The sequence below is a fragment of the Mesorhizobium sp. P2_E10 genome (genome assembly GCF_056404235.1).
This window is the reverse complement of record NZ_JBFUEK010000006.1, coordinates 279779-302034: the sequence shown is the minus strand read 5'-3', so window position 1 is coordinate 302034 and position 22256 is coordinate 279779. Positions and strand designations below refer to the sequence as shown.

General features: G+C 63.3%; 24 protein-coding genes. 9 read left to right on the top strand and 15 right to left on the bottom strand.

Features of this window, described 5'->3' with window-relative positions:
* Positions 1-11 precede the first annotated feature (11 nt).
* Positions 12-1085, top strand: coding sequence for an ABC transporter ATP-binding protein (locus tag AC1D0N_RS18670; RefSeq protein ID WP_477246625.1), 1074 nt, complete (start codon positions 12-14; stop codon positions 1083-1085).
* On the opposite strand, the gene AC1D0N_RS18665 is transcribed toward AC1D0N_RS18670, so the two are convergent.
* The 5 genes from AC1D0N_RS18665 to AC1D0N_RS18645 all read right to left on the bottom strand — a co-directional run bounded on the left by AC1D0N_RS18665 (position 1049) and on the right by AC1D0N_RS18645 (position 6174).
* Positions 1049-2359 carry a flavin monoamine oxidase family protein gene (locus AC1D0N_RS18665; protein ID WP_477246414.1) on the bottom strand — a complete coding sequence of 437 codons (1311 nt, stop codon included), beginning with the start codon at positions 2357-2359 and terminating at the stop codon, positions 1049-1051. The two genes, AC1D0N_RS18670 and AC1D0N_RS18665, sit on opposite strands and share 37 nt — an antisense overlap.
* Complete coding sequence (locus AC1D0N_RS18660; RefSeq protein WP_477246412.1) at positions 2356-3432, bottom strand: extracellular solute-binding protein; 1077 nt, start codon at positions 3430-3432, stop codon at positions 2356-2358. Before AC1D0N_RS18660 ends, AC1D0N_RS18665 begins: the two co-directional genes overlap by 4 nt.
* A 111-nt stretch (positions 3433-3543) precedes the next feature.
* On the bottom strand, positions 3544-4626 hold the full coding sequence (locus AC1D0N_RS18655) for an ABC transporter substrate-binding protein (RefSeq protein WP_477246410.1): 1083 nt from the start codon (positions 4624-4626) through the stop codon (positions 3544-3546).
* A 54-nt stretch (positions 4627-4680) separates the two neighbouring features.
* Positions 4681-5346, bottom strand: coding sequence for a transcriptional regulator BetI (gene betI, locus AC1D0N_RS18650; RefSeq protein WP_477246408.1), 666 nt, complete (start codon positions 5344-5346; stop codon positions 4681-4683).
* A gap of 27 nt (positions 5347-5373) precedes the next feature.
* On the bottom strand, positions 5374-6174 hold the full coding sequence (locus tag AC1D0N_RS18645; RefSeq protein WP_477246406.1) for a methyltransferase domain-containing protein: 801 nt from the start codon (positions 6172-6174) through the stop codon (positions 5374-5376).
* A gap of 200 nt (positions 6175-6374) precedes the next feature.
* Between AC1D0N_RS18645 and AC1D0N_RS18640 the strand changes: the two genes are divergently transcribed.
* From AC1D0N_RS18640 to AC1D0N_RS18625, 4 genes are read left to right on the top strand one after another with little or no spacing between them, the layout of a single operon-like run.
* Positions 6375-7994, top strand: coding sequence for a phytoene desaturase family protein (locus AC1D0N_RS18640; protein ID WP_477246404.1), 1620 nt, complete (start codon positions 6375-6377; stop codon positions 7992-7994).
* The gene (locus AC1D0N_RS18635; RefSeq protein WP_477246402.1) at positions 7981-9546 is read left to right on the top strand and encodes a phytoene desaturase family protein; all 1566 of its coding nucleotides are present in this window, start codon (positions 7981-7983) and stop codon (positions 9544-9546) included. The genes AC1D0N_RS18640 and AC1D0N_RS18635 overlap by 14 nt, the downstream gene beginning before the upstream one ends.
* 3 nt (positions 9547-9549) lie before the next feature.
* A complete protein-coding gene (locus AC1D0N_RS18630) occupies positions 9550-10809 on the top strand; it encodes an aminomethyl transferase family protein (RefSeq protein WP_477246400.1) in 1260 nt (419 codons plus the stop codon).
* A 2-nt stretch (positions 10810-10811) separates the two neighbouring features.
* Positions 10812-11069, top strand: coding sequence for a hypothetical protein (locus tag AC1D0N_RS18625; RefSeq protein WP_477246398.1), 258 nt, complete (start codon positions 10812-10814; stop codon positions 11067-11069).
* A gap of 151 nt (positions 11070-11220) precedes the next feature.
* Here the strand turns inward: AC1D0N_RS18625 and AC1D0N_RS18620 are convergent, their stop codons facing one another.
* From AC1D0N_RS18620 to AC1D0N_RS18605, 4 genes are all read right to left on the bottom strand, one after another.
* Positions 11221-12279 carry a dipeptidase gene (locus tag AC1D0N_RS18620; RefSeq protein ID WP_477246397.1) on the bottom strand — a complete coding sequence of 353 codons (1059 nt, stop codon included), beginning with the start codon at positions 12277-12279 and terminating at the stop codon, positions 11221-11223.
* Between the two features lie 157 nt (positions 12280-12436).
* On the bottom strand, positions 12437-12736 hold the full coding sequence (locus AC1D0N_RS18615) for a GNAT family N-acetyltransferase (protein ID WP_477246395.1): 300 nt from the start codon (positions 12734-12736) through the stop codon (positions 12437-12439).
* Positions 12729-13361, bottom strand: a complete 633-nt coding sequence (locus tag AC1D0N_RS18610) for an alpha/beta hydrolase (protein ID WP_477246393.1) — start codon at positions 13359-13361, stop codon at positions 12729-12731. Before AC1D0N_RS18610 ends, AC1D0N_RS18615 begins: the two co-directional genes overlap by 8 nt.
* 4 nt (positions 13362-13365) lie before the next feature.
* A complete protein-coding gene (locus tag AC1D0N_RS18605; protein WP_477246391.1) occupies positions 13366-14298 on the bottom strand; it encodes a VOC family protein in 933 nt (310 codons plus the stop codon).
* Between the two features lie 234 nt (positions 14299-14532).
* Between AC1D0N_RS18605 and AC1D0N_RS18600 the strand changes: the two genes are divergently transcribed.
* Together AC1D0N_RS18600 and AC1D0N_RS18595 are read left to right on the top strand one after the other, a co-directional pair.
* Positions 14533-16113 (top strand): alkaline phosphatase family protein, encoded by a 1581-nt coding sequence (locus tag AC1D0N_RS18600; protein ID WP_477246389.1) that lies wholly within the window; start codon positions 14533-14535, stop codon positions 16111-16113.
* Between the two features lie 110 nt (positions 16114-16223).
* Positions 16224-17144 (top strand): diacylglycerol/lipid kinase family protein, encoded by a 921-nt coding sequence (locus AC1D0N_RS18595; RefSeq protein ID WP_477246387.1) that lies wholly within the window; start codon positions 16224-16226, stop codon positions 17142-17144.
* Here AC1D0N_RS18595 and AC1D0N_RS18590 read toward each other — a convergent pair.
* Positions 17126-17341 (bottom strand): hypothetical protein, encoded by a 216-nt coding sequence (locus tag AC1D0N_RS18590; protein ID WP_477246385.1) that lies wholly within the window; start codon positions 17339-17341, stop codon positions 17126-17128. The genes AC1D0N_RS18595 and AC1D0N_RS18590 overlap by 19 nt on opposite strands.
* Before the next feature lie 151 nt (positions 17342-17492).
* On the opposite strand from AC1D0N_RS18590, the gene AC1D0N_RS18585 reads away from it, so the two are divergent.
* Complete coding sequence (locus tag AC1D0N_RS18585; RefSeq protein WP_477246383.1) at positions 17493-19025, top strand: sensor histidine kinase; 1533 nt, start codon at positions 17493-17495, stop codon at positions 19023-19025.
* A 13-nt stretch (positions 19026-19038) separates the two neighbouring features.
* Here the strand turns inward: AC1D0N_RS18585 and AC1D0N_RS18580 are convergent, their stop codons facing one another.
* The 3 genes from AC1D0N_RS18580 to AC1D0N_RS18570 all read right to left on the bottom strand — a co-directional run bounded on the left by AC1D0N_RS18580 (position 19039) and on the right by AC1D0N_RS18570 (position 20736).
* A complete protein-coding gene (locus tag AC1D0N_RS18580; protein ID WP_477246382.1) occupies positions 19039-19503 on the bottom strand; it encodes a hypothetical protein in 465 nt (154 codons plus the stop codon).
* An 11-nt stretch (positions 19504-19514) separates the two neighbouring features.
* Entirely contained in the window at positions 19515-19841 is a 327-nt protein-coding gene (locus AC1D0N_RS18575; protein ID WP_477246380.1) for an ElaB/YgaM/YqjD family protein, read from the bottom strand.
* A 133-nt stretch (positions 19842-19974) separates the two neighbouring features.
* Positions 19975-20736: a Crp/Fnr family transcriptional regulator gene (locus tag AC1D0N_RS18570; RefSeq protein WP_477246378.1), complete on the bottom strand. Its 762-nt coding sequence runs from the start codon at positions 20734-20736 to the stop codon at positions 19975-19977.
* Positions 20737-20943: 207 nt separating this feature from the next.
* Between AC1D0N_RS18570 and AC1D0N_RS18565 the strand changes: the two genes are divergently transcribed.
* Positions 20944-21264, top strand: a complete 321-nt coding sequence (locus AC1D0N_RS18565) for a response regulator (RefSeq protein ID WP_477246623.1) — start codon at positions 20944-20946, stop codon at positions 21262-21264.
* 32 nt (positions 21265-21296) lie between these two features.
* On the opposite strand, the gene AC1D0N_RS18560 is transcribed toward AC1D0N_RS18565, so the two are convergent.
* Both AC1D0N_RS18560 and AC1D0N_RS18555 read right to left on the bottom strand, forming a co-directional pair.
* A complete protein-coding gene (locus AC1D0N_RS18560; protein ID WP_258607097.1) occupies positions 21297-21848 on the bottom strand; it encodes a sigma-70 family RNA polymerase sigma factor in 552 nt (183 codons plus the stop codon).
* A gap of 3 nt (positions 21849-21851) precedes the next feature.
* A complete protein-coding gene (locus tag AC1D0N_RS18555) occupies positions 21852-22055 on the bottom strand; it encodes a NepR family anti-sigma factor (protein ID WP_477246621.1) in 204 nt (67 codons plus the stop codon).
* Positions 22056-22256 lie beyond the last annotated feature (201 nt).

The following is a 22256-nucleotide window of genomic DNA, read 5'->3' as shown; positions in this document are numbered from 1 at the left end:
CCGAACGGCCGATGATCGAGATCAAGAACGTCACCCGCAGCTATGGATCGTTCAAGGCACTCGACGACTCCTCGCTGACCATCAAGGAGGGCGAATTCTTCTCGCTGCTCGGCCCCTCCGGCTGCGGCAAGACCACGCTGCTGCGCATGATCGCCGGCTTCGACAACCCGACCAGCGGTACGATCTCGGTCGACGGCCAGTCGATGGAAGGCATCCCGGCCAATCGCCGCCCCACCAACATGGTGTTCCAGAGCTATGCCATCTTCCCGCATCTCAATGTCGAGCAGAATGTCGCCTATGGGCTAAAGCGGTTGAAGCTGGAAGGCTCGGAGGAAAAGCGCCGCGTCGAGGAAGCGCTGGCGCAGGTCTCGTTGACCGGCCTCGGCAAGCGTCTCGCCACCGAGCTCTCCGGCGGCCAGCGGCAGCGCGTCGCCTTAGCGCGTGCACTGGTGATGCGCCCCAAAGTGCTGCTGCTCGACGAGCCGCTGTCGGCGCTGGACAAGAAACTGCGCGAACAGATGCAAGTCGAACTGCGCCGCCTGCAGCAGGCCGTTGGCATCACCTTCGTGCTGGTCACCCACGACCAGTATGAGGCGCTCGCCATGTCCGACCGCATCGCCGTGATGTTCGGCGGCAAGATCGCCCAGGTCGCCTCGCCCAAGGAAATCTACCAGCGGCCGGTCAACCGCCAGGTGGCCGACTTCCTCGGCGGCATGAATTTCGTCAAGGCTGAGATCGTCGAGGAAAACGGCGCCTCGCTGGTTGTCGACACGCTCGGCTTCGGCCGGGTCAAGACCGACAAGCCGAAGGCCTTTGTCCGCAATGGCGGCGCTGCCACGCTGGGCATCCGGCCGGAACGGCTGCGTGTGCTGTGGGACAATGCCACGGCGAAATTCGAGGTCGCAGGCAAGGTGGTCGAGCGCCATTACTTCGGCGAGATCACCCATCTGGTCGTCGAAATCCCGGGGCTGGAAAAGCCGTTGTCGGTGACCGAGACCAATGATTTCGGCGCCGATGACATCCCGGTCGGCACCTCGATCCGCCTCGCCTACGACCCGGAAGCGCTGGTGGCGATGGCGGACTGAATTTCGGAAATGATCTTTCGCGCGGCGATGCGTCCAGCGATGATAGCGCCCTCGACATAACCGGGAAATGACGGCGACAGCTCCGACGACGCAAAATACAGCGGCGGCGAGCCGGCCAGGATTGTCCGCTCTGCGTCGGTTGCCGTCACATCCGTGATCAGGTCGCTGTAGGCGCCGCCGCTCCAGCGGTCGTCCGTCCAGTCGCGATAGCTGAGATCGAGCATCTTGCTCGCATGGTCGCCCAGCGCGTCCTGCAATCTTGCCGTCACCTCGTCGCGCAACGCCGCATCGCCGAACTCGCGCCAGCGCAGGGCCAGCGGACCACCAATGAAGACGACCAGCGCCGCATGGTCGTCGTCCTTGCTGACGTCACAGGCAAACAGGCCCGGCAGGTCGCGCCACATCACCATGCCGCTCAAGCCCTTGTCGCGCCAGAAGGCGTTGTCATAGCGCACCAGCACCTTGATCACAGCTCCGCTTTCCCAGACGCTGAGGGCTCGTCCGAGCGCAGCCGGAAGCGGTGGCGCGAACGCCAGTTTCGAGGCCATCACCGGCGGCACCGCGATCAGTACCGTTCGTGCCTCGATCGCGCCGGTCACTGAAGCCAGACGAACCCCCTCCGGTCCGTGTTCGATGAGTGTGACGGGCGTGTTCAAGCGCAGCCGGCCGCCGAGATCGCTGGCCAGATCCTCGGCCACCGACTGCATGGTTTCGTGCAGAAAATATTGTAGCTCCGGCACCTCGTTGGTGATGCGGCGGTCGTTGTCGATGAGGTGCCACAGCGGCACCTTCTCCAGCGCCAGGCACCATAGGCCCTCGATCATCGACCGGAAGGCGGCCTTGGCTTGGTCGGGATCATTCTGCCGTTCGAGCCAGGCGGCGACGGTCAGCCCGGCGATCTCAGGGGCATCAGGCGCGATCGCATTCATGCGGTCACGGATCGCCATCGACCCGGCATAGGCGCGTTCCGCTTCCCGCGCCGACATCGACGGCTGGGCGATGAAGTCGCCATCGACATGGGTCTCGACCAATGTCTTGGCGCAGGCCCTGACCAGCGCCATCAATTCCGGCATATCCTCGCAGAAGAACTGGCCGCCGCTGTCGATGCGCTCGCCAAGCCCATTGTCTCTGGACTCCACCCGTCCGCCGACGCGATCGCGTGCTTCGAGCAGGATGAAATCGATGCTGGCCTTCTTCAGCTCAAGCGCCGCCGACAGGCCAGTGAAGCCGGCGCCGACAATGACGACATCGGTTCTCTCGATCCCGGTCTTCAATAGCCGGCCTTGATCTTCTCGAACTCGTCGATCATCCGCTGCTTCAGCTCGGGCGGCACCGGTTGCTGGAACAATGTCTTGTCGAGGAACTTGTCGAGATTGTCGAAACCGCGCTCGCTTAGGACCTTGGCATCGATCGCCGCCATGCCGGTGCCGTTACCGTGGCCATAACCAAAGGTCTTGACCAAGTAGTCGGAGACACCAGGCGCGTTGACCGCGTTCAGGAATTCATAGGCCTGGTCGAGATTATCAGGCGCGTCCTTCATCAGCACATAGCCGCACACCCAGGTGGATATGCCTTCCCTGGTGCCGCGGTTCATGGCGATCGGCAGTCCTTGTCCTTTCAGCGTCACGAAGGTTTCATTCCAGCCCCAGACGAGATCGACCTCATTGCCGATGAACGCCTGGTTGAGGTCGGTGTCGTCGGTCCAGTAGAAGCGGACGTTCTTGTGCACGTCGCGCAGGAAAGCCGACGCCTCCTTGAACTGCGCGTCGGTCATCTTGGTCCAGTCTTTCAGACCGATGACCAGGCTGGCCAGCGCATAGGCGTCGTCGACATTGTCGCCGATAGTGACGCGACCTTTGAACTTCGGATCGGCGAAGATCCTGAGCGACTGCGCCTCGTCCGCCGTCACCTTGTCGGTGCGATAGAGCAATGAGGTGTTGCCCCAGTCGAAGGGCATGAACCAGGCCTTGCCGTCGGCGGTGGTGGCAAGATCCTTCATCGCCATGATGCCGGGATTGAGGTCTTTCCAGCCAGATATCTTCGAGGTGTCTAGGGGCTGCAGCATGCCGGCCTCGCGCCACTTCACCACGCTTTGCGAGCAGGGGTGCGCGATATCGGCCTTGAAGCCGGCCCGCATCTTCTGGAACGCTTCGTCCTCGTCGCCGAAGAAGGCGAAGGTCGGCGCGGCACCGTATTTGGCAGCATAGGCGGGATGCAGCAGCGGATCCTCATAGCCCGACCAGTCGAACACGACGAGGTCGCCGCCGCCTTCGGCAAGCGCATAGGCCGCGCCAGCGCCGATGGTGAAGACGGCGGCAAGGACAAGGCGGCGAAGCATGGAATCCATGGCGCGAAACTCCTCATCGCGGGAACCGAAGCGAGGTTAGGAAAATTCCGCGGCTTTGGCGAGCCTGTCTGCCCGCCATATGGCAGGCAGACGGGAGGTGCAGAACGGAGATCAATAGCCGGCTTTGATCTTCTCAAACTCGGCGATCATCTTGAGCTTGAGTTCCGACGGAACGGGCGACTGGAACAGCGTCTTGTCGACGAATTTCCCGACGTCGTCATAGCCTTTTTCCTTCAGCACGGCCTGGTCGACGCCGGCCATGCCTTTGGCGTTGGCCTGGCCATAACCCCAGTCCTTGACCAGCACCTTGGCGGTTTCCGGATCGTTGACCGCGTTCAGAAAATCATAGGCCTTGTCGATATTGCCCGGCGCATCCTTGAACAGCACATAGCCGCAGACCCAGGTCGAAATACCTTCGTCGGTGTCCTTCTTGGACTTGATCGGCACGCCGGCGGCCACCGACTGCACCGTGGCGTCGTTCCACGCCCAGGCGAGATCGACCTCGCCGCCGCTCAGCAGCTGGACGACGTCGGTGGTGTCGGTCCAGTAGGATCGGACATTCTTGTGCACCTGGCGCAGGAAGTCCGAGGCCTGCTTGAACTGGTCGTCCGTCATCTTGGTCCAGTCCTTGAGGCCGATGGCGAGGCTGGCCAGCGCATAGGCATCGTCGACATTGTCGCCGATCGAAACCCGGCCTTTGAACTTCGGATCGGCGAAGGCCTTCAGCGACTGCACGTCCTTCTCGTCGATCTTGGAGGTGTTGAAGGTGACCTGCGTGTTACCCCAGTCCCAAGGCATGAACCAGGCCTTGCCGTCGTCGGTAGTGGCGAGGTTCTTCATCGCCATGATGCCGGGATTGAGGTCCTTCCAGCCTGATATTTTCGAGGTGTCGAGCGGCTGCAGCAATCCGGCCTCGCGCCACTTCGTCACGCTTTGCGAACAGGGATGACCGAGATCGGCCTTGAAGCCGGAGCGAACCTTTTCGAACGCCTCATCCTCGTCGCCGAAAAAGGCGAAGGTCGGCGAGTCGCCGTTCTTCTCGACATATTTCGGATGGAAGCTCGGGTCCTCATAGCCGGACCAGTCGAACACGATCAGGTCCTTGTCGGCGGCGACGGCAATCGCCGCCGCCGAAGCGGCGAGGGTTCCGGCGAGGGCTAAAGTCAGTGTCAGGCGTCGGCTCAATTTTCTCATTGCAGTTCCATCCTCTTTGTTGTTGCGTTGCCGGCTCGACTGGCTGGCTTCTGGTTATCGGTAGTGCTTGGGAAAGGCCGCGGCGAGGAATGCGTTCGCCGCTTGCAGGGCGGTTTCGCGCGTGGTGTCTTCGGTTCCCATCATCAGCCGCAGCCACAACCCTTCCAGCATCGCCGACAGCGCCAGCGCCATCACCTGCGGCTCATAGGCATAGCCGCCGCTCTGCTTGAGCGTCGCACAGAGATCGATGAAGACCTGCTGGTAGTACGCGTCCCGGGAACTGCTCAGCGCCTGATAGGTCGGCCGCGACTTGGCCTCGCCCCAGAACGCGCACCAGGCGGCGAGCTTGCGCTTGTTGCAGATCGAGCGGTCGAAGTCGGCCCACACCAGGACCTGCAGTTGGCGGGCTGGATCCTCACCTGCTTTCTGCAAGGCAGCGCGCCAATGCGCCGAATACTCGTCATACATATGCTGCAGCGTGGCGACGAGCAGCTTCTCCTTGCTCTCGAAATGGAAGTTGACGATGCCGCGCGACAGGCCGGCGCCGTCGGCGACATCTGCCATCGTCGTCTCGGCATAGCCGCGCTTGGCCAGCGAATCGATGGTCGCCTCGATCAGCTGCAGCTGCCTGACTTCCTTCGATGCCTTGCGGCCGCGTTTTTCCGGTTCGCTTTTTCCGGAAATGTCTGAGGATCGCTCTTCGCGCGCTGCAGTTTTCATCGGTGCCGTCATGCTCCACATTGCCGGCTATCCCACCATAGCCGGCTTCCACCCGCGAAGATGAGTGGGACGGTGCTCACCGCTGTCAAGCACCTTCTGCATGGCCTCCCAGGTTCGTATGTTCTTGTCGACATAGGCTGCCCCGACCACCGCCGCGACCGTCGGATAGAGCGGACCTTTGAGCCTTTCGAGCTCGCCGCGTGCTACATCGCGATACCAGGGATTGCGGTCGCGCACGGTGACATCGGTGAAGCCGGCACGGCGCATCGCCTGCGCATAGCGCTCCGGCGAGGCCATGGCGAAGGACAAGCCTTCCGCCGCGACATAGGCTTTCATCTCCGGCGATGGCTCGCCGTCATGCGAGATCATCCAGTTCGACGCCGCAAAGACGCCGCCCGGTCTCAGCACGCGGAAGATCTCGGCAAACAGCGCGTCCTTGTCCGGCACATGCAAAAGCGCATCCTTGGAGAACACGACATCGAAGGCGCCGTCGGCAAAAGGCAGCGGCCCGGGCGGCGCCTGGACAAAGCTGGCGCGGCTGCCGAGCCCGCGCGCCGCTGCCCGCCGCCTGGCTGTATCGATCACCGGCCTTTCAACGTCGAAGCCGGTGGCGTGCGCCGCGCCATGACGCTCGATCAGATGCAGCGTGATGCCGCCGGAGCCGCAGCCTATGTCGAGGATCGTCTTGCCCTTGAGCGCAAGCCCGTCGACGACGCGATCGACCTCGTCCGGCCCACCCGGCGACAGATAGCCGTCGCCCCACAGCGCCTCGAGGAAGCGGATCGCGGTGTCGTCATACTCCGGCTCGGCTTCTGCCGTTTCGATCATCAGACCTCAGTCCCATCGGCCGAATTGCGCAGGTTCGAATGCCGGCAAAGCGTAGCGTATATCAAGGAAAACGCAATATAATTTGTTGAACATTCATTCAGAATGGCTGGACAGAACGGCTGCTGCCGTGCCAAATTCCGCGCATTCGGGGATTGATCACGCAAAAATGAAGGGTCGAGCACGATGAAGGCTGGGCGCGAATGAAGGCTTGGGACGCGATCATTGTCGGCGGCGGTCACAACGGGTTGGTCAATGCCTGCTATCTGCAGCGCGCCGGGCTCGATGTGCTGGTGGTCGAGAAGAACGGCTGGGTCGGCGGCGCCGCCACCAGCCGCGAGCTGACACCGGGCTTCCTCTATTCCAACTGCTCCTATGTCTGCTCGCTGTTTCGCCCCGAGATCATGCGCGACCTCGAACTGCCGCGCTTCGGCCTGCAGGTGATCTCCTATGAGGGCGGCGCGGTATTCACCAAGGATGGCGACTACCTCGCCAACTACCGTGACCACGATGCCCATCGGCGCGAGTTCGCCCGCTTCTCCAAGCGCGATGCCGAAGCCTATGACCGCTACGCCCGCGACGTGACACGGCAGTGCCGCTTCATCCAGCCGCTGCTGATGCGCACCGCGCCCGACCCGACCAGTTTTCGGCCGCGCGACATCGGCGAATTGCTCTATCTCGGCAAGAAGTTTGCCGGCCTCTCAGCCGAGGAAATGGCGCTGACGTTGCGCTTCTGGACCATGTCGATCTCGGAGTTCCTCGACGAATATTTCGAGACCGATGTCATCAAGGCCAACTTCGCGCTATCCGGCATCATCGGCACCGCGCTCGGCCCGATGTCACCGGGCACCGCTTACGTGCTGTTGCACCACTATATGGGCGAGGTCGACGGCTCGGTCGGCGCCTGGGGCTATGCGCGCGGCGGCATGGGTGCGGTCACCAAGGCGCTCGCCGCGTCCTTCCAGGCCTCGGGCGGCACCATCCGCACCGGCGCTGAGGTCGATCACGTCCTGATCCGGCACGGCAAGGCCAAGGGTGTCGTGCTCGCCGGCGGCGAGGAGATCTACGGCAAGCTCGTCGTCTCCAATGCCGACGTGAAACGCACCTTCCTGAAACTGGTCGAGGAGAAGGAACTGCCCGACATTTTCCTGCGCCGGGTGAAGAACTTCAAGATTCGCGGCTCGTCGGGCAAGGTCAACATTGCGCTCGATTCGCTGCCCGAATTCCCGGCGCTGCCGAAGGATTCGCCGGTCTGTCGCGGCGACATGCATTTCACCGATTCGGTGGAGCGCATGGAGCGCGCCTATGACGACTGGAAGGCCGGGCGCTGGTCGGCCGATCCCTTCCTCGACATGGTCATTCCGACAACGCTCGACCCGACCATGGCGCCACCCGGCAAGCATTTCATGAGCTGCTTCGTGCAATACGCGCCGCCGAAGATCGGCGGTCGCGACTGGACCGATGCCGATCGCGACGGTTTTGCCGAAAGCGTGGTTGCGCAGATCGCCGATTATTCGCCTGGATTCCGCGACCGCATCGTCCATATGGAGGTGCGCACGCCGCGCGAGATCGAGGCCGAGGTCGGCCTCACCGAAGGCAACATCTTCCAGGGCGAGCTGACCTTCGACCAGCTTTTGTTCAACCGCCCGGTGCCGGGCTACGCGCAATACCGTTCGCCGGTCGGCGGCCTCTATATGTGCGGCTCCTCGACCCATCCCGGTGGTGGTGTCATGGGCGCGCCGGGCCGCAATGCCGCCGCAGAGATCCTGCGCGACCTCGCCAAATCCACCTCGCATATGAGCCCGGCCCATGACGTCATTTGATGCCATCATCATCGGCGGCGGCCACAACGGCCTTGTCGCCGCCGCCACGCTGGCCAAGGCCGGCCGCAAGGTGCTGGTGCTGGAGGCCGCCGCCGATGTCGGCGGCGCCGCGCGCACCGAAGAATTCGCGCCCGGCTTTCGCGTCTCCTCCATCGCCCATCTGCTGAACCGCTTGCATCCCGATGTGGTGAAGACCCTGGAGCTGGAAAAGCACGGACTGCAGATCGAACGCAGCGACTTCGTGCCGTCGCTGGCACTGTCGAAGGACGGCCCGCCGCTTGTCCTGCATGGCGCCTATGGCGAGGTGCTGACCGGCTCCAGTGCCTCCGAGCAGACAGCATGGAAGGAACTGCGCGCCCAGCTGCTGCGCTATGCCGCCATCCTGAAGCCGTTCCTGTCGCGCCGGCCACCCGACCTCGGCGCCATGTCGCTGCTTGAGACGGCAGCGCTTGGCCAGACCGCGCTGGCGCTGAAGAAACTCGGCAAGGAAGACATGCGCGATTTCCTGCGTGTGCTGTTGATGAACGTTGCCGACCTGCTCGACGAGCAGCTTGCCGATACCAGGTTGAAGGGCCTGCTCGCCTTCGACGCGACGCTCGGCAGCCATCTCGGCCCACGCTCGCCGACCTCGTTGCTCGGCCTCTACTACCGGCTGGCGGGCGAGACCGGCGGCAAGGCCGGCGCGCAGATCGTACCGAAGGGCGGGATGGGCGCGGTCGTCACCGCCATTCGCGCAGCCGCGGAACAGGCTGGCGTCACCATCCGCACCGCGTCGCCGGTGGCGAAAATCGTGGTTGAGAAGGGCCGAGCCGTCGGCGTCGCCCTCGAGAACGGCGAAGTGCTTCGGGCGAAAACAATCGTTTCCGCCATCAATCCGGCGACCACTGTCCTCGATCTGGTTGGGCCGCGCGAAGTCGATACCGGCTTCGCGCGCAAGGTGAAAAACATCCGCATGAAGGGCGATGCGGCCAAGCTCCATCTGGCCCTCGACCGGCCGCCGCAATTCACCGGTGTCGACGCCGCTGGCCACAAGGGCCGGCTGGTCATTGCGCCCTCGCCCGACCATGTCGAACGCGCCTTCAATCCATCGAAATATGGCGAGTTCTCGCCCGAACCGGTGATGGAGATCACGCTGCTCAGCCTTGCCGATCCGTCGCTCGCGCCGGCTGGCGCCTGTGTGCTGTCGGCGGTGGTGCAGTATGCGCCCTATGCGCTGAAAGAGGGCTGGAGCGCCGGCAAGCCGAAATTCCTGAAGGCGATCATGGCTCAGCTCGAGACCTACGCGCCGGGAATCGGCAAGTCCGTGCTCCACACCGAACTTTTGACGCCGGCCGACATCGAGACGCGCTACCGGATGCCGGGCGGCCACTGGCACCATGGCGAACTGCAGGCCGACCAGATGCTGATGTCGCGACCGGTGTCCGGCTGGTCAGGCTATGACACGCCGATCGAAGGGCTGTTCCTTGCCGGCGCCGGCTCGCATCCGGGTGGCGGTGTCTCCGGCGCACCGGGCTTCAATGCGGCGAAGCGCATTATCGCGATGAAGGGCTAAGCCATGGCGCAAGCAACCAAAAAGAAGCCAGACGCGGCAAAGACGAGCCCGCTCATCCCGGCCCGCATCGCGGCGCAATCGCATTTCCGCACGCTTCGTCTCGGCACGCCGTTCCAGCCGCGCATCGATGCGCTGGCCAGAACCCAGGACTGGTACAATTGGGCCGGCTACCGCGCCCCGCATTCGCTGTGGGACGAGGAGCTCGAATATTTCGCCATCCGCAGTCAGGCGGCGCTGTTCGACATCTCACCGATGACCAAATACCGCATCGAGGGGCCGGACGCCGAAGCCTTGCTCAATCGCGTCACGCTGCGCGATGTGGCAAAGCTCAAGCCTGGTCGCGTCCACTACACAGCCTGGTGCGACGACGAGGGTTTTGTCCTCGACGACGGCACGCTGTTCCGCCTGTCGCCGACGCGCTTCCGGCTGTGTTCGCAGGAGCGGCATCTGCCTTGGCTGCTGGACAGCGCCATAGGCTTCGACGTAACGGTCGAGGAAGAGACCGAAGCCGTCGCCGGTCTGGCCTTGCAAGGACCGACCTCCTTCGCCGTGCTGCGCGATGCCGGCTTTGCCGGCGTCGAAAAACTCAAGGTGTTCGACCTCGCCGATTTCTCACATGATGGTGGCACTGTCACCATCTCGCGCACCGGTTTCACCGGCGATCTCGGCTACGAGCTGTTCGTACCCTCAGACAAGGCGCTGAGCCTCTGGGACCGGCTGATGATGGCGGGCGAGTTACGCGGCATTCGCGCCATTGGCTACATGGCCTTGAACCGCGCCCGTCTGGAAGCCGGGCTGATCGTCGCCAATGCGGACTTCACCACCTCCGAGCATGCCATCCGCGCCGACCGCTTGCGCATGCCGGACGAGATCGGTCTCGGCTTCATGATCGACCTCGAAAAAGGTCATTTCAACGGCCGCCGCGCCATCCTCGAAGCCCGCGCCAAACGCAGACTGCGCCATGTGCTGGTCGGACTGGAGATCGAAGGCAACATCCCGGCCGAACACGCCATCGTCTACTACAAGAAGTCACAGGAGGTCGGGCTAGTCAGCGCAGCCATGTGGTCGCCGATGGCCAAGCGCAACATCGCCATCGCCTCGCTGGCGCGTCCCTATGGTGATACGATGGCCGAAGACCTCTGGGTCGAGATCTATGCCATGCGCGAGCTGCAGTACCAGAAGCTGATGAAGCGGGCCAAGGTGGTGGCGCGGCCGTTCATCAAGCTCGACCGCCGCACCGCCAATCCACCGGCGGATTTCTGAGCATGACCGACGAGGCCGACACACCGGATGATGACGGTGATGCCGCCGAGCAGTGGGAGCTGGTCAACACGCCGCTCGGCGAAAAATGGTCGGGCCGCACCCGCTATGCCGCCGCCATGTTCTTCTACAAACGCGGCGAGTTGAGCGCCGAGACACTCGAAGTCTACCGCATCTGTGCCCGGCTGGATTCCACCGATCCGCTGCCCATCGTCCGCGATCGTGGCGTCGGCCAGGACTGGCTGCAGCGCATGGGTGCCTAGTATTTCGCCGAAGGTCTGTTGAGATTCAGGTCAGGCCGAGTCGAAAACGGTGGCTTCCGAGAACCGGAGCGGAGCGTACTTAAAGTACGTGAGCACCGGAAGCGCAGGAAGCCGCCGTTTGCAGGCTGGCCTCACCTGAATATCAACAGGCCTACCCTATGGTTTTTTCCAGCATATTGATCCAGTTGCGATAGGCGATCTTCTCGATCAGCGCACGACCGAAGCCACGCGCGGCCAGTGCATCGATCAGCTTCGGCAGGCCGGCGACATCGCCGATCGGCGCCGGGATCATGGCGCCGTCGAAATCCGAACCGAGGCCGACGCCGTCTTCGCCCAGCGCCTGCAGCAGCGAATCGACGTGGCGCACCATAATGTCGAGGCTGGTGTCGGCATTCATCCTGCCATCCTCGCGCAGGAAGCCGGTGGCGAAATTCAGCCCGACCATGCCGCCGGACTCACGGATCGCGCCAAGCTGCCAGTCGGTGAGATTGCGCGAATGGGTGCAGAGCGCATGCACGTTGGAGTGGGTGGCGACCAGCGGCGCATCGCTGAGCGCGGCGACATCGCGAAAGCCCTTCTCGTTGAGATGCGAGAGGTCGATCATGATCTTGAGCTGGTTGCAGGCCTTGACCAGCGCCTTGCCCGCGTCGGTCAGGCCTGGCCCGGTGTCGGGCGACGAGGGAAAGCGGAACGGCACGCCATTGCCGAAAGCGTTCGGACGGCTCCAGACGATGCCGAGCGAGCGCAGGCCGGCTTCATACAGCACGTCGAGCAGGGTGAGTTCGGGATCGATCGCCTCGACGCCTTCTATGTGGAACACCGCGGCGATCGAGCCTTTGGCCATCGCATTGCGCACGTCGCCGGCGCTGCGGCAAACGGAGAGCGCCCCGGCCCGCTCCAGCCGAAACAGGATCGAGGCCATGGCGATGGTGGACGTCAGCGCGTCAGTGCGCGGCAGCTCGGGCGGCAACGGCTCATCGTCGGTGGGTACCGGCGGCACCGCGGCACGCTTGGATTTCTCGACCGGTGGCGGAAAGATCGCGAACATGCCGCCGGCAAAGCCGCCTTTTTTGGCGCGCGGCAGGTCGATATGGCCGCCCTGAGTCCCCTCGATGAACAGCTTTTCGACATCGGTGTCTTTCGACTGGTAGAGTCTGAGCAGCGTGTCGTTGTGGCCGTCGAAGACGGGGACGAGATCGAGTTCGGACATCAAGGAGCCATTCGGTTCAAGGGAGACGGAGCGCCAGTCTGCAGGCGAACCGTCTACTTAGGCAAGATGGCCGGGCTGCGCAAATGCCAGAGACAATAACTCCTTGTGGCTGTCCGCTCTCCACCATCTTGCCGCCCGCCACGCAGGCGAATGGACCTTACTGTTTGAGCACGTCAGCCCATTCCGGATGGCGCCGAAACTGGGCGTTGGCGAATGGGCAGAGCGGGATGATCTTCTTGCCCGCTGCCCGCGCATCCTCGACGGCGCGGGTGACGAGGCGAAGCCCCGCACCCTGGCCGCGGAACGCATCCGGCACCTCGGTGTGATCGATAATGATCTGGTGCTCGCCGATCTTGGTGAAGGTCGTCTCCGCCTCGGCGCCATCAGGTCCGCGCAGGAAATAGCGGCCCTTGGAGCCGCGATCCTCCAGTTCGATTTCAGGCAGTTGGTCAGGCATTGCTTGCTCCTTCAACCGGTACGGCAGCGAAGAACCGCCGCGCCGCTTCGATCTCGTTCGGCCGCACCTCGTGGCCGCCTTCATGCCACTCCACTGTGACATCGGCGCCATCGGCGCGCAAATAGGCTTCGAGCCGCGACGTCAGGTTCGGTGGACAGATCGGATCGCGCTTGCCGGCGGTGACCAGCATGCGGCGGCCGGCGAGACTGCCCTTCACCTCGGGTTCAAACGGGATCAGCGGATGCATCAGCACCGCAGCATTGAACAGCGAAGGTGCCGCGAACACCACCGAGGCCAGGATGTTGGCGCCGTTGGAATAGCCGAGGCCGAGCACCGAGGACGGTTTTGCCGCTTCGATATGCGCCTTGACGAAGCCCGCCATCTTCTCAGTCGCCCGCGCCAGGTCGTCCATGTCGTAGACGCCCTCGCCGGTTCGGCGAAAGAAGCGCGCCGCACCTTGTTCGGAGACATCGCCGCGCGCCGAGATGATGGTGGCCTGCGGTACGAGATCGCGCCCAAGTGACAGCAGCTGGTTCTCGTCCGCCCCGGTGCCGTGGAAGACGAACAGCAGCGGGCCGTCAGGCGAACCTGCCAGCACCTTGTGGATATAAGCGTCCTTGCTCATGACCTCAGCCTTCCAGCTTCTGCAGATGTTCTTCGAGATAGGGCCGCAGGTGCTGGTGCTGCGACGGCAGCTTCAGCGCCTCGCCCAAATGAGCGGTATCCTCATCGCGATCGAAGCCGGGCTCGTTGGTGGCGACCTCGAACAGCACGCCGCCCGGCGTGCGGAAATAGATCGCCCAGAAGTAATCGCGGTCGATCACCGGCGTCACCTGGTAGCCGGTATCCATCAGCGCCTTGCGCACTTCGAGCTGCTTGGCGCGGTTCTCGACGGCGAAAGCGACATGGTGGACCGAGCCGGCACCGAGATTGGCAAAGCCCGCGCCGGGCAGCGATTCGATGTCGACTATATCGGCGCCGTTGCCGTTCTTCACTGCCAGCCGGCTGATAGCGCCGGACTTGTCGATCTCCTCATAGCCCATGAATTTCAGCAGCTCTTCGGTGGCGCCGCCGTCCTTCAGCCGCAGCGACACCGAGTGAAAGCCGCGGATCGCCTCATCGGCGGGAACGCTGCCCTTCGCCCACGGTGCTCTGGCGTCGGCCTTATCCTCGACCAGCGCGAAACCGTCGCCGTCCGGACCGGCGAAGGCCAGCCGCTTCTCGCCGAATGTCTCTTCGCGAGAAAGCCCGGCCACGCCCTCGTCGGCAAACCGCTTCTCCCAATAGCCGAGCGTGCCTTCAGGCACCGAATAGACCGTGGCTCCGACTTCGCCGACGCCATGGCGTCCCTTGCCGATGTTGGGGAACGGAAAATAGGTCATCACCGAACCTGGCGTGCCGACCTCGTCGCCATAGTAGAGGTGGTAGACGTCGGGCGCGTCGAAATTGACGGTCTTCTTGACCCGGCGCAGGCCGAGCTTCTTCGTGAAGAATTCATTGTTCTGGCGCGCATCCCTGGCCATCGAGGTGACGTGGTGCAGCCCTTTGATCTGGTCGAGCATTTTCCTGCTCCTTCCCTTTGTATCTGCGCGGCCCATGCCGCTGTCCACGCCAATATGAGGGCCTGGCCGTCCGGATCAAAGGCAGCAAACACAGAATGGACTGTGCGCTAATGGTGAACAGTGGCGCGGTCCTTGTTCACTGTTTTGCAAATCGGTCAGGCTTGCGCAGTCGCGAAATTTCGGTTCCATGAGCGGCGCTCTTCCAGGCGCCTGGTGAGGACGAGGATACCGCGATTGGCCGACAAAAACAGACGCCCGAATGTTCTCTTGATCTCTTGCGACCAGTGGCGCGGCGACTGTCTGTCGGCTGCCGGCCACGAGGTGGTGAAAACGCCGAACGCCGATGCGCTGGCCGCCGAGGGCGTGCTGTTTCGGCAGCATTTTGGCGGCGCCGCACCCTGTTCACCTGCACGTGCCTGCCTCTACACCGGCCTCTACCAGATGAACAATCGCGTCTGCCGCAACGGCACGCCGCTCGACGCCCGCCACGGCAACATCGCGCTTTCGGCGCGAAGCCTCGGCTATGATCCGACGCTGTTCGGCTACACCGACGTCTCGCTCGATCCGCGCACCTTGGCGCCCGGCGACCCCAGGCTGACAACCTATGAAGGCGTGCTGCCGGGATTTAGCGTGCGCCAGCTTCTGCCCGAGCACCAGAAGCCCTGGCTGTCCTGGCTGGCACTGCGCGGTGTCGATGCCGGCGCCGGCTTTCCCGACATCCATCGCCCCGCTGGCGAGGCCTCGGGAAACAAGACCGACGAGCCGGTCACCAATGCTGCGCCGATCTATTCGAATGACGAAACTCCGGCGGCTTTCCTGACCGGCGAATTCGTCCGCTGGCTTGGCGAACAGCGCGACACGCCATGGTTCGCGCATGTCTCTTTCCTCAGCCCGCATCCGCCCTTCATCGTGCCGGAGCCCTACAACACCCTATACGATCCGGCCGCCGGTCCAGCCTTCCGTCGTGCCGGGAGCTGGCAGACCGAAGCCGGGAGCCACCCCTATCTCGCTTACGGTATGGGCCGGCAGCGGCGGGCGAATTTCCGTCCCGGCGCCGAGGGCCTGGTGCGCGACTGGGGCGACGACAATTTCCGCCGCATCCGCGCGCTCTACTACGGCATGATCTCTGAGGTCGATGCGCAGCTCGGCCGCATCTGGCAAACGCTCAAGGCGGCGGGCGCCTGGGACGACACCATCATCGTTTTGACCTCCGACCACGCCGAGATGATGGGCGACCATTTCATGCTCGGCAAGGGCGGCTTCTTCGACGGCAGTTTCCATATTCCGCTGATCATTCGCGACCCGCGTCATGGCAAGGCAGCCGGCACAAGTGTCGACCGCTTCACCGAGGCGGTGGATATAGCGCCGACGCTGCTCGACCTGCTCGGCGAGGCGCCGCCGCCGCATCTCGACGGCCGCTCGCTAAAACCATTCCTGGCGAATGAAGCGCCCCAGGACTGGCGCGACGCCGCACATTGGGAGTTCGATTTCCGCTCGATTGCCGAGGGTGAGGCGGAGCGGCATTTCGGCATCGGCCCGCGCCAGTGCAACCTCGCCGTCATCCGCACAAAGGAATTCAAATATGTGCATTTCGGTGGCGGCCTGCTGCCGCTGCTGTTCGACCTGAAGAAGGATCCCGGAGAGCTGAACAATGTCGCGATGGACCCGGCCTATCTCGTGGTGCGGCTGGAGTTCGCCGAACGGCTGCTCGCCTGGCGGGCCGAGCATCTCGACCAGTCGCTGGCGCTTGCCGAACTGACTGAAGCCGGGGTTGCCGGCCATGTCGCCGGCTTGCCGCTTTCCGGAACGCGATAGAGCTTGCACAGATTTCGCCTCGTCAGGCGGAACCTTTCTTCCGCAGCTCCGTTTCAGCCTGTGGCTGGGCCTGTTCCGGCTCAATGATTGCAGAGCATACGGAGTGGGGCATGCGATTTGCGGCGGTGCTGAACCGGGACGGCGGCACCTTGCGCACGACCGATCTTCCAGCCTTTTCCGATCGGATGCGCCAGACGCTGGAAGCGGCTGGCCACTCCATCGATATCGACATCGTTGCCGGCAAAGACGTTGAGGCAGCGCTCGCAAAGATCGCCGCACGGCGCGGCATCGATGTCGTGCTGGCCGGCGGCGGTGACGGCACTATTTCGGCTGCGGCGGCCCGGCTGATGAACGGCAAGAAGGCCTTGGCAATTCTGCCGGCCGGCACCATGAACCTGTTTGCCCGCGGGCTTGGTATCCCGCAGACCCTCGACGCGGCGCTGAAATCATTCGCCGACGGCGAGGTGATCGCCGTCGACGTCGCCAGCGCCAACGGACGGCCTTTCGTGCATCAATTCTCGATCGGCATGCATGCCAGGATGGTGCAGCTGCGCCAGAACATGGAATTCGGCTCCCGGCTGGGAAAGATCCGCGCCTCGGCAAAGGCCGCCTGGTCGACGATCAACAACCCACCGGCGATGAAGGTGACGCTGACCGTCGGCAAAGCCGAGATCGTGACACGCATCACCGGCATCGGCATCACCAACAATTTGTTTGGCGAGGGCCACTTGCCCTACGCCGACAACCCCGCTGGCGGCGTGCTCGGTATCTACGTTACCGTGGCGCGCCAGCGCGGCGAACTGGTGAAATTCTTCTTCAACATGGCGCGCGGCAAATGGCGCGACAACGAGCATGTCGAGATACACCAGGCCGAGCGGGCGACCCTCAAAATCCATTCGCCAGCCAAGAAATTCCGCGCCGTCATCGATGGCGAGCTGGTCAGACTTGACCGCGAGACGACGATCGAAATTCATCCCGGCGTGCTGAACGTGCTGGTACCGCGGCGCGCCACTCAGGCCAAGGCCGCTTGATGTCCAAGGCCATCAAGCCGCAAACCCTGGCTGTTGGGCGTCTGCCCCTGGCTGGCGGGCGTGTCGATCATCTCGCCATAGATTTCGGCGATGCCCCAGGCGACGAACACCAGCAGCATCGCGGCAATCAGGATGCGCAGGCCATGTCGCCCCCAGCCTCCCTGACGGGCTTTATTTTCAGGAATGATCTTGACCAAGGCCGGCCTCCCTATCGCGTGGCGCCGACAGGCGTGTCTGGCAAAGCATGGTCGGGTAACGATTCTCCACTACAAAAGTTCCGGATACTGCGGCCAGCGGCCAACCGTCGGCGCGGCACAGACGGACCGCAGGCAAGTCATTGGGGGCTTGGTGGATAGCAAGGTACAGAAGGCGCCGGGCCTGCCGGCCGATGTACGCCGCGCGGTAAACGCTGCGGACCGGCTTGCCGTGCTGCACAGCCTCGACGCGCTCGACACCGCTGCCGATCCCGACTTCGATCGCATCAGCCGGCTTGCCGCCGCGGTGATGCAAACGCCGATCGCACTGGTCACGCTGCTCGATGTCGAGCGACAATGGTTCAAGGCCTGCTACGGCCTGGACGAGACGGAGACGGCAACCAACATTTCGTTCTGCGCCCATGCGATCGCCGCCGGCGACGAGCCGATGGTGGTGACCGATGCCACAATCGACTCGCGTTTTTCAAACAATCCGCTGGTCACTGGCGAGCACCATGTCCGCTTTTATGCCGGCGCGCCGATGGTGGTGGCCGGCGCGCGGATCGGTACGCTCTGCGTGCTCGACCGAAAGCCGCATGCACATCCGTCTGCCGCCAAGCTCGATCAGCTCAAGACTCTGGCCGCACTCGCCGCCAGCCTGTTCACCTTGAAGGACGCCACCCGCAACGGAGCGCTGGCCGAGGCAGCACTCGTGCGCGAGGAAAAGCGCCGCGCCATCGCGCTCGATGCCGCCTCGCTTGCCAGCTGGGCATGGGACATCCGCACCGACATGATCGAATGCGACGTGCTTTTGTCCGAACTGTTCAACCTGCCACGCTCAAACCGGCTGAAAGCACGCGACATTCTTGGCGCCATCGACCCGCGCGATGTCTACCAGACCGAGACGCGCTTTCGCGACGCCCTGACCGGCAGCGACGACTATTTCGGCGAGTACCGCGTCAAGGGTTTCAATCCGCCGCGCTGGATCGCCACGCGCGGCCGAGTCATCGAGCGCGACGGCGACGGCAAGCCGACGCTGATCTTCGGCGTCAATTACGACATCACCGAACGCAAGCTCGGCGACGAGCGGCAAAGGCTGTTGCTGCGCGAACTGAACCACCGCGTCAAGAACACGCTGGCGACCGTTCAGGCGCTGGCGACGCAGACCGTGCGCCATGCCCGCCAGCCAAGCGAATTTCTCGAGGCTTTCGGCGCCCGGCTGCAGGCCCTGGGTGCCGCCCACAATCTGTTGTCGGATCGCGAATGGCGCGGCATCGGCATTGCCGAACTGGTGCAGATCGAAGTGAAACCGTTCGACAGCGCCTCGCAGCCGCGCATGGCGATCTCCGGCGCCGACCTGCTGCTTTCGCCCGATCAGGCGGTTGGGCTCGGCCTGATCCTGCACGAACTGGCCAGCAACGCGCTGCAATACGGATCGCTGTCCGTAGCTTCGGGCAAGGTTCAGCTCGACTGGAAGACACAGGGCAAGAAAGGCGCACAGCGCCTGATATTGACCTGGCGCGAAAGCGGCGGCCCGCCAGTCTCGGCGCCCGAGCGCCACGGCTTCGGCTCGATCCTCATCCGCCGCAGCCTCGCCAAGGTCATCTCCAGCGAGGTGATCCACGAATTTCGCCCGGAGGGCGTGTTCGCCGAAATATCGATGCCGCTCGAAGACCTGTCGAAGTGACGCGCGGGTAGCGCTAGTTGTCGCCGCCGCCATCCGGATCGTCAGGGCCGGGCTTTACGTTTTCGCGATAGATGGCGTAGGCGGCGAGCGCCACTACCGGGCCGAGAATGACGCCCAGGCCGCCTCTACCCTTGAGCAGCGCCGGCAGCACGGCGAGAGCCGCTGTGATGCCGATCGCCTTCATATCGGCACTACGCCGTCTGGCACGGCGCCGCGCGCGCGAACCCGCCGATATCTGGTGAATGAGCAGGATGAGCCCGGCAATCACCAGGAAGCCGGCGCCGAAGCCGAGGCAGGCTGCCAGCGAGCCGTAGCGGTCGGCCGCCCATATATAGGCGGCCCCAAGTAGGAAGCCGAGACCGCAGAGCGCCATAAGCGCCGCGAACCCATAGACAATTGCCGCCGTGCGCGCGCGGCGCACGGCGGCAATTGTTTCGCCCGAGGCGAAGGCCGAGATCAACGATGCCAGCATTCCCATCTGGACAGGAACTAGCGCCGCGCCAGAAGCGCGAAGAGAAAGCCGACGCCGGCAGCGATCGCCAGCGACGTCACCGGTTTCTCGCGCACGCTGGCCATCATCTGTGCTTCGATGTCCTTGGCGTTGCTGCGCAGATTGTCGAAGGCTGCCTCGCCCTGGGCGCGCAATTGTTCGACACCCTCGGTGGCGGCGCGCCGCGCCGTCCCGTAGCCATGCTCGCCGGTCTTGGCCAACTGCTTGGTGAGTTTTTCGATATCGGCCTTCAATTGCTTGATGTCGGCTTCAAGGTCCGTATTCGTCCGGCTGTCGCCAGCGGTTTTTCCTGTGGCAGTTGCCATTGCTTAACTCCTTGCGTTTGCTTGGTTTCAAACGCTCGATACAGGCCAAGGTTCCGAAATCGGAACAAGCTCCATCAAAAGATGTTTCCACGGATGAGTCCAGCCCGGCCGAACGTCATCCAACCCCGCTCGCTCAAATCAGCGGCCGGCGCCCTTCGCCCAGTCCTTCCCAACGCGCGAGGTTCTGAAGCCCCTCATTGTCGACCACCTCGCAGCCGCCGTCGCGCCAGACGATCAACTTGCGGTCCATCAGCTTGCGGATCGTCTTGTTGGTGTGAACCAGCGACAGGCCGAGCGTATCGGCGACATGCTGCTGGGTGATCGGGATTTGAACCGGTGCCTTGCCGTTGAGCCCGACCACCTTGGCCCGGCAGCCGATAAAGGCGATCAGATAGGCCAGGCGCTCGATCGCACTGCGGCGGCCAACGCTGAGCAGGTTCTCGTCCAGCATCCGCTCTTCCCGCGAGGCGATCCAGGTGATGTCGTAGGCCAGGCCCGGATGGTTGCGGTAGAGTTCGTGCAGATACTCGCGCTCGAAGACGCACAGCAGCATGGGCGACAATGCCTCGACCGAATGCTGCATCTCTCCCATCACGCTGCCTTGCAGGCCGATGAGATCGCCGGGCATCAGATAATTGAGGATCTGGCGCCGGCCGTCCGACAGCAATTTGTAGCGGAAAGCCCAGCCCGACAGCACCGTGTAGAGATGGGCGCTGTGGCTGCCCTCGACCAGCACCGTCGCGCCCTTGTCGACCGCGAGTTCGCCTTTTTTGAACGTGCTGATGAAGGCGAGTTCCGGCTTTTCGAACTCCCGGAACACTGGTAGCGGCCGCAGCGGGCATTTCTCGCATGGATACTGGCGGCTGGAGAAAGAACGACCGTTCTGGCCAGACATTTCGACCCCTCTTCGAAAGCCTGCTTGAGACAGGCTGAAGGCAAACGTCTCGCAGCGATCGGAGTTCCGGCATCAGCATGTCTTTTTTAAATGACAGGCTGCCAAATAACGATCATGACTCGCTCTGTTCCAAGGAGACTTTGCGAAGTGCCCCCATTGCTCAACGGACTGCGGATACTGGTCCTGGAGGACGAATTCCTGATCGCCATGGATGTCGAGCAGCTTTGCCGCGACTATGGCGCCGGCGAGGTGGTCATTGCCCGCGATCTGACCGAAATCGATCAGCAGAAGGTTGCAACGCAATTCGACGCGGCCATCGTCGACCTCATGCTGGGCGGGGCGTCAACGGTCGATTTCGCCTCGCGGCTGCGCCAGTCGGGCGTGCCCTTCATCTTCGCCTCCGGCTATTCGGACGCCGACGAGATCAAGGCGTCCTTTCCGGGCATCAGACTGGTCACCAAACCCTATTCGGGAGACGATCTCGTCGAGGCGGTGGCGGCGGCCTGCGGACGACGGTCTGCGGCGTGACACTGCTCGCAGACCGTTCAAGCCGTCACGCCCTAAGCGGCGTTTGACCCCGTCACCTGCGCCGAAATTGCATCCGGCCCATACTCGTCTTCGCCTGAAATCTTCAGGATTTCCTGCAGCCGCGTGCGGGCACGGCTGACGCGGCTCTTGATCGTTCCGACCGCGCAGCCGCAGATTTCGGCGGCTTCCTCATAGGAGAAGCCCGACGCGCCGATGAGGATGATGGCTTCGCGCTGGTCCTCGGGCAATTGCTCGAGCGCGCCGCGAAAATCCTTGAGGTCGAGCTGGCCATGCTGGGCCGGATGAACGGCAAGCCTGGCCGTCATGATGCCGTCGCTGTCCTGCACCTCGCGGCCACGCTTGCGCATCTGCGAATAGAATTCATTGCGCAGGATGGTGAACAGCCATGCCTTGAGGTTGGTGCCCGGCTGGAAGCTTTCATGCTTGTCCCAGGCCTTGACCAGCGTTTCCTGCACCAGGTCGTCGGCCTTGTCGGCATTTTGTGTCAGCGACACGGCAAAGGCGCGCAGGCTCGGGATCGAGCCGAGCAGATCGGTCTTGAAGCCCTGAGAGACAGCCGCCATGCCTCAGTCCTTCTTCTGTGCGGGTTCGGCCTGTTCCAGCTGGCTGAGCAGCTGGGCGAAGCGATCCGGCACATTGTCGGAGACAAGCTCGTCATAATATTGTTTGAGTTTGCGGCCGATTTCCGAATTCGGCCCGAGCGGGTCACCGGAAGCAGCCCGGCGCCTGTCTGCGGCGCCAGCCATTGTATCTCTCGTCATGTCCTTCATGTCGCCCTTTATTTCCAGCACCCGAGCCGCTCTACTAGTTACATACGCAAGGCAAGCGGCACCCTCGTCTGGTTGCCCATCCCGACCCTGAAACGCCGCCCCGGTATATTAGTTCCATGGTGATCGGAACTTTTTGCGAAAACCGGCGTTTGTGTCTTCGGGGCTTGCAATCAGCTTGACCTGCGACCTGTGCAATCACGT

Bases quoted from the DNA above. Each gene is read 5' to 3' on its own strand.
- AC1D0N_RS18640 (WP_477246404.1), top strand. From the start codon at position 6,375: ATGAAGGCTTGGGACGCGATCATTGTCGGCGGCGGTCACAACGGGTTG.
- AC1D0N_RS18660 (WP_477246412.1), bottom strand. From the start codon at position 3,432: ATGGATTCCATGCTTCGCCGCCTTGTCCTTGCCGCCGTCTTCACCATC.
- AC1D0N_RS18560 (WP_258607097.1), bottom strand. From the start codon at position 21,848: ATGGCGGCTGTCTCTCAGGGCTTCAAGACCGATCTGCTCGGCTCGATC.
- AC1D0N_RS18565 (WP_477246623.1), top strand. From the start codon at position 20,944: ATGGATGTCGAGCAGCTTTGCCGCGACTATGGCGCCGGCGAGGTGGTC.
- betI (WP_477246408.1), bottom strand. From the start codon at position 5,346: ATGAAAACTGCAGCGCGCGAAGAGCGATCCTCAGACATTTCCGGAAAA.
- AC1D0N_RS18655 (WP_477246410.1), bottom strand. From the start codon at position 4,626: ATGAGAAAATTGAGCCGACGCCTGACACTGACTTTAGCCCTCGCCGGA.
- AC1D0N_RS18605 (WP_477246391.1), bottom strand. From the start codon at position 14,298: ATGCTCGACCAGATCAAAGGGCTGCACCACGTCACCTCGATGGCCAGG.
- AC1D0N_RS18575 (WP_477246380.1), bottom strand. From the start codon at position 19,841: ATGGCAACTGCCACAGGAAAAACCGCTGGCGACAGCCGGACGAATACG.
- AC1D0N_RS18610 (WP_477246393.1), bottom strand. From the start codon at position 13,361: ATGAGCAAGGACGCTTATATCCACAAGGTGCTGGCAGGTTCGCCTGAC.
- AC1D0N_RS18625 (WP_477246398.1), top strand. From the start codon at position 10,812: ATGACCGACGAGGCCGACACACCGGATGATGACGGTGATGCCGCCGAG.
- AC1D0N_RS18570 (WP_477246378.1), bottom strand. From the start codon at position 20,736: ATGTCTGGCCAGAACGGTCGTTCTTTCTCCAGCCGCCAGTATCCATGC.
- AC1D0N_RS18620 (WP_477246397.1), bottom strand. From the start codon at position 12,279: ATGTCCGAACTCGATCTCGTCCCCGTCTTCGACGGCCACAACGACACG.
- AC1D0N_RS18645 (WP_477246406.1), bottom strand. From the start codon at position 6,174: ATGATCGAAACGGCAGAAGCCGAGCCGGAGTATGACGACACCGCGATC.
- AC1D0N_RS18630 (WP_477246400.1), top strand. From the start codon at position 9,550: ATGGCGCAAGCAACCAAAAAGAAGCCAGACGCGGCAAAGACGAGCCCG.
- AC1D0N_RS18555 (WP_477246621.1), bottom strand. From the start codon at position 22,055: ATGAAGGACATGACGAGAGATACAATGGCTGGCGCCGCAGACAGGCGC.
- AC1D0N_RS18595 (WP_477246387.1), top strand. From the start codon at position 16,224: ATGCGATTTGCGGCGGTGCTGAACCGGGACGGCGGCACCTTGCGCACG.
- AC1D0N_RS18635 (WP_477246402.1), top strand. From the start codon at position 7,981: ATGACGTCATTTGATGCCATCATCATCGGCGGCGGCCACAACGGCCTT.
- AC1D0N_RS18670 (WP_477246625.1), top strand. From the start codon at position 12: ATGATCGAGATCAAGAACGTCACCCGCAGCTATGGATCGTTCAAGGCA.
- AC1D0N_RS18580 (WP_477246382.1), bottom strand. From the start codon at position 19,503: ATGGGAATGCTGGCATCGTTGATCTCGGCCTTCGCCTCGGGCGAAACA.
- AC1D0N_RS18615 (WP_477246395.1), bottom strand. From the start codon at position 12,736: ATGCCTGACCAACTGCCTGAAATCGAACTGGAGGATCGCGGCTCCAAG.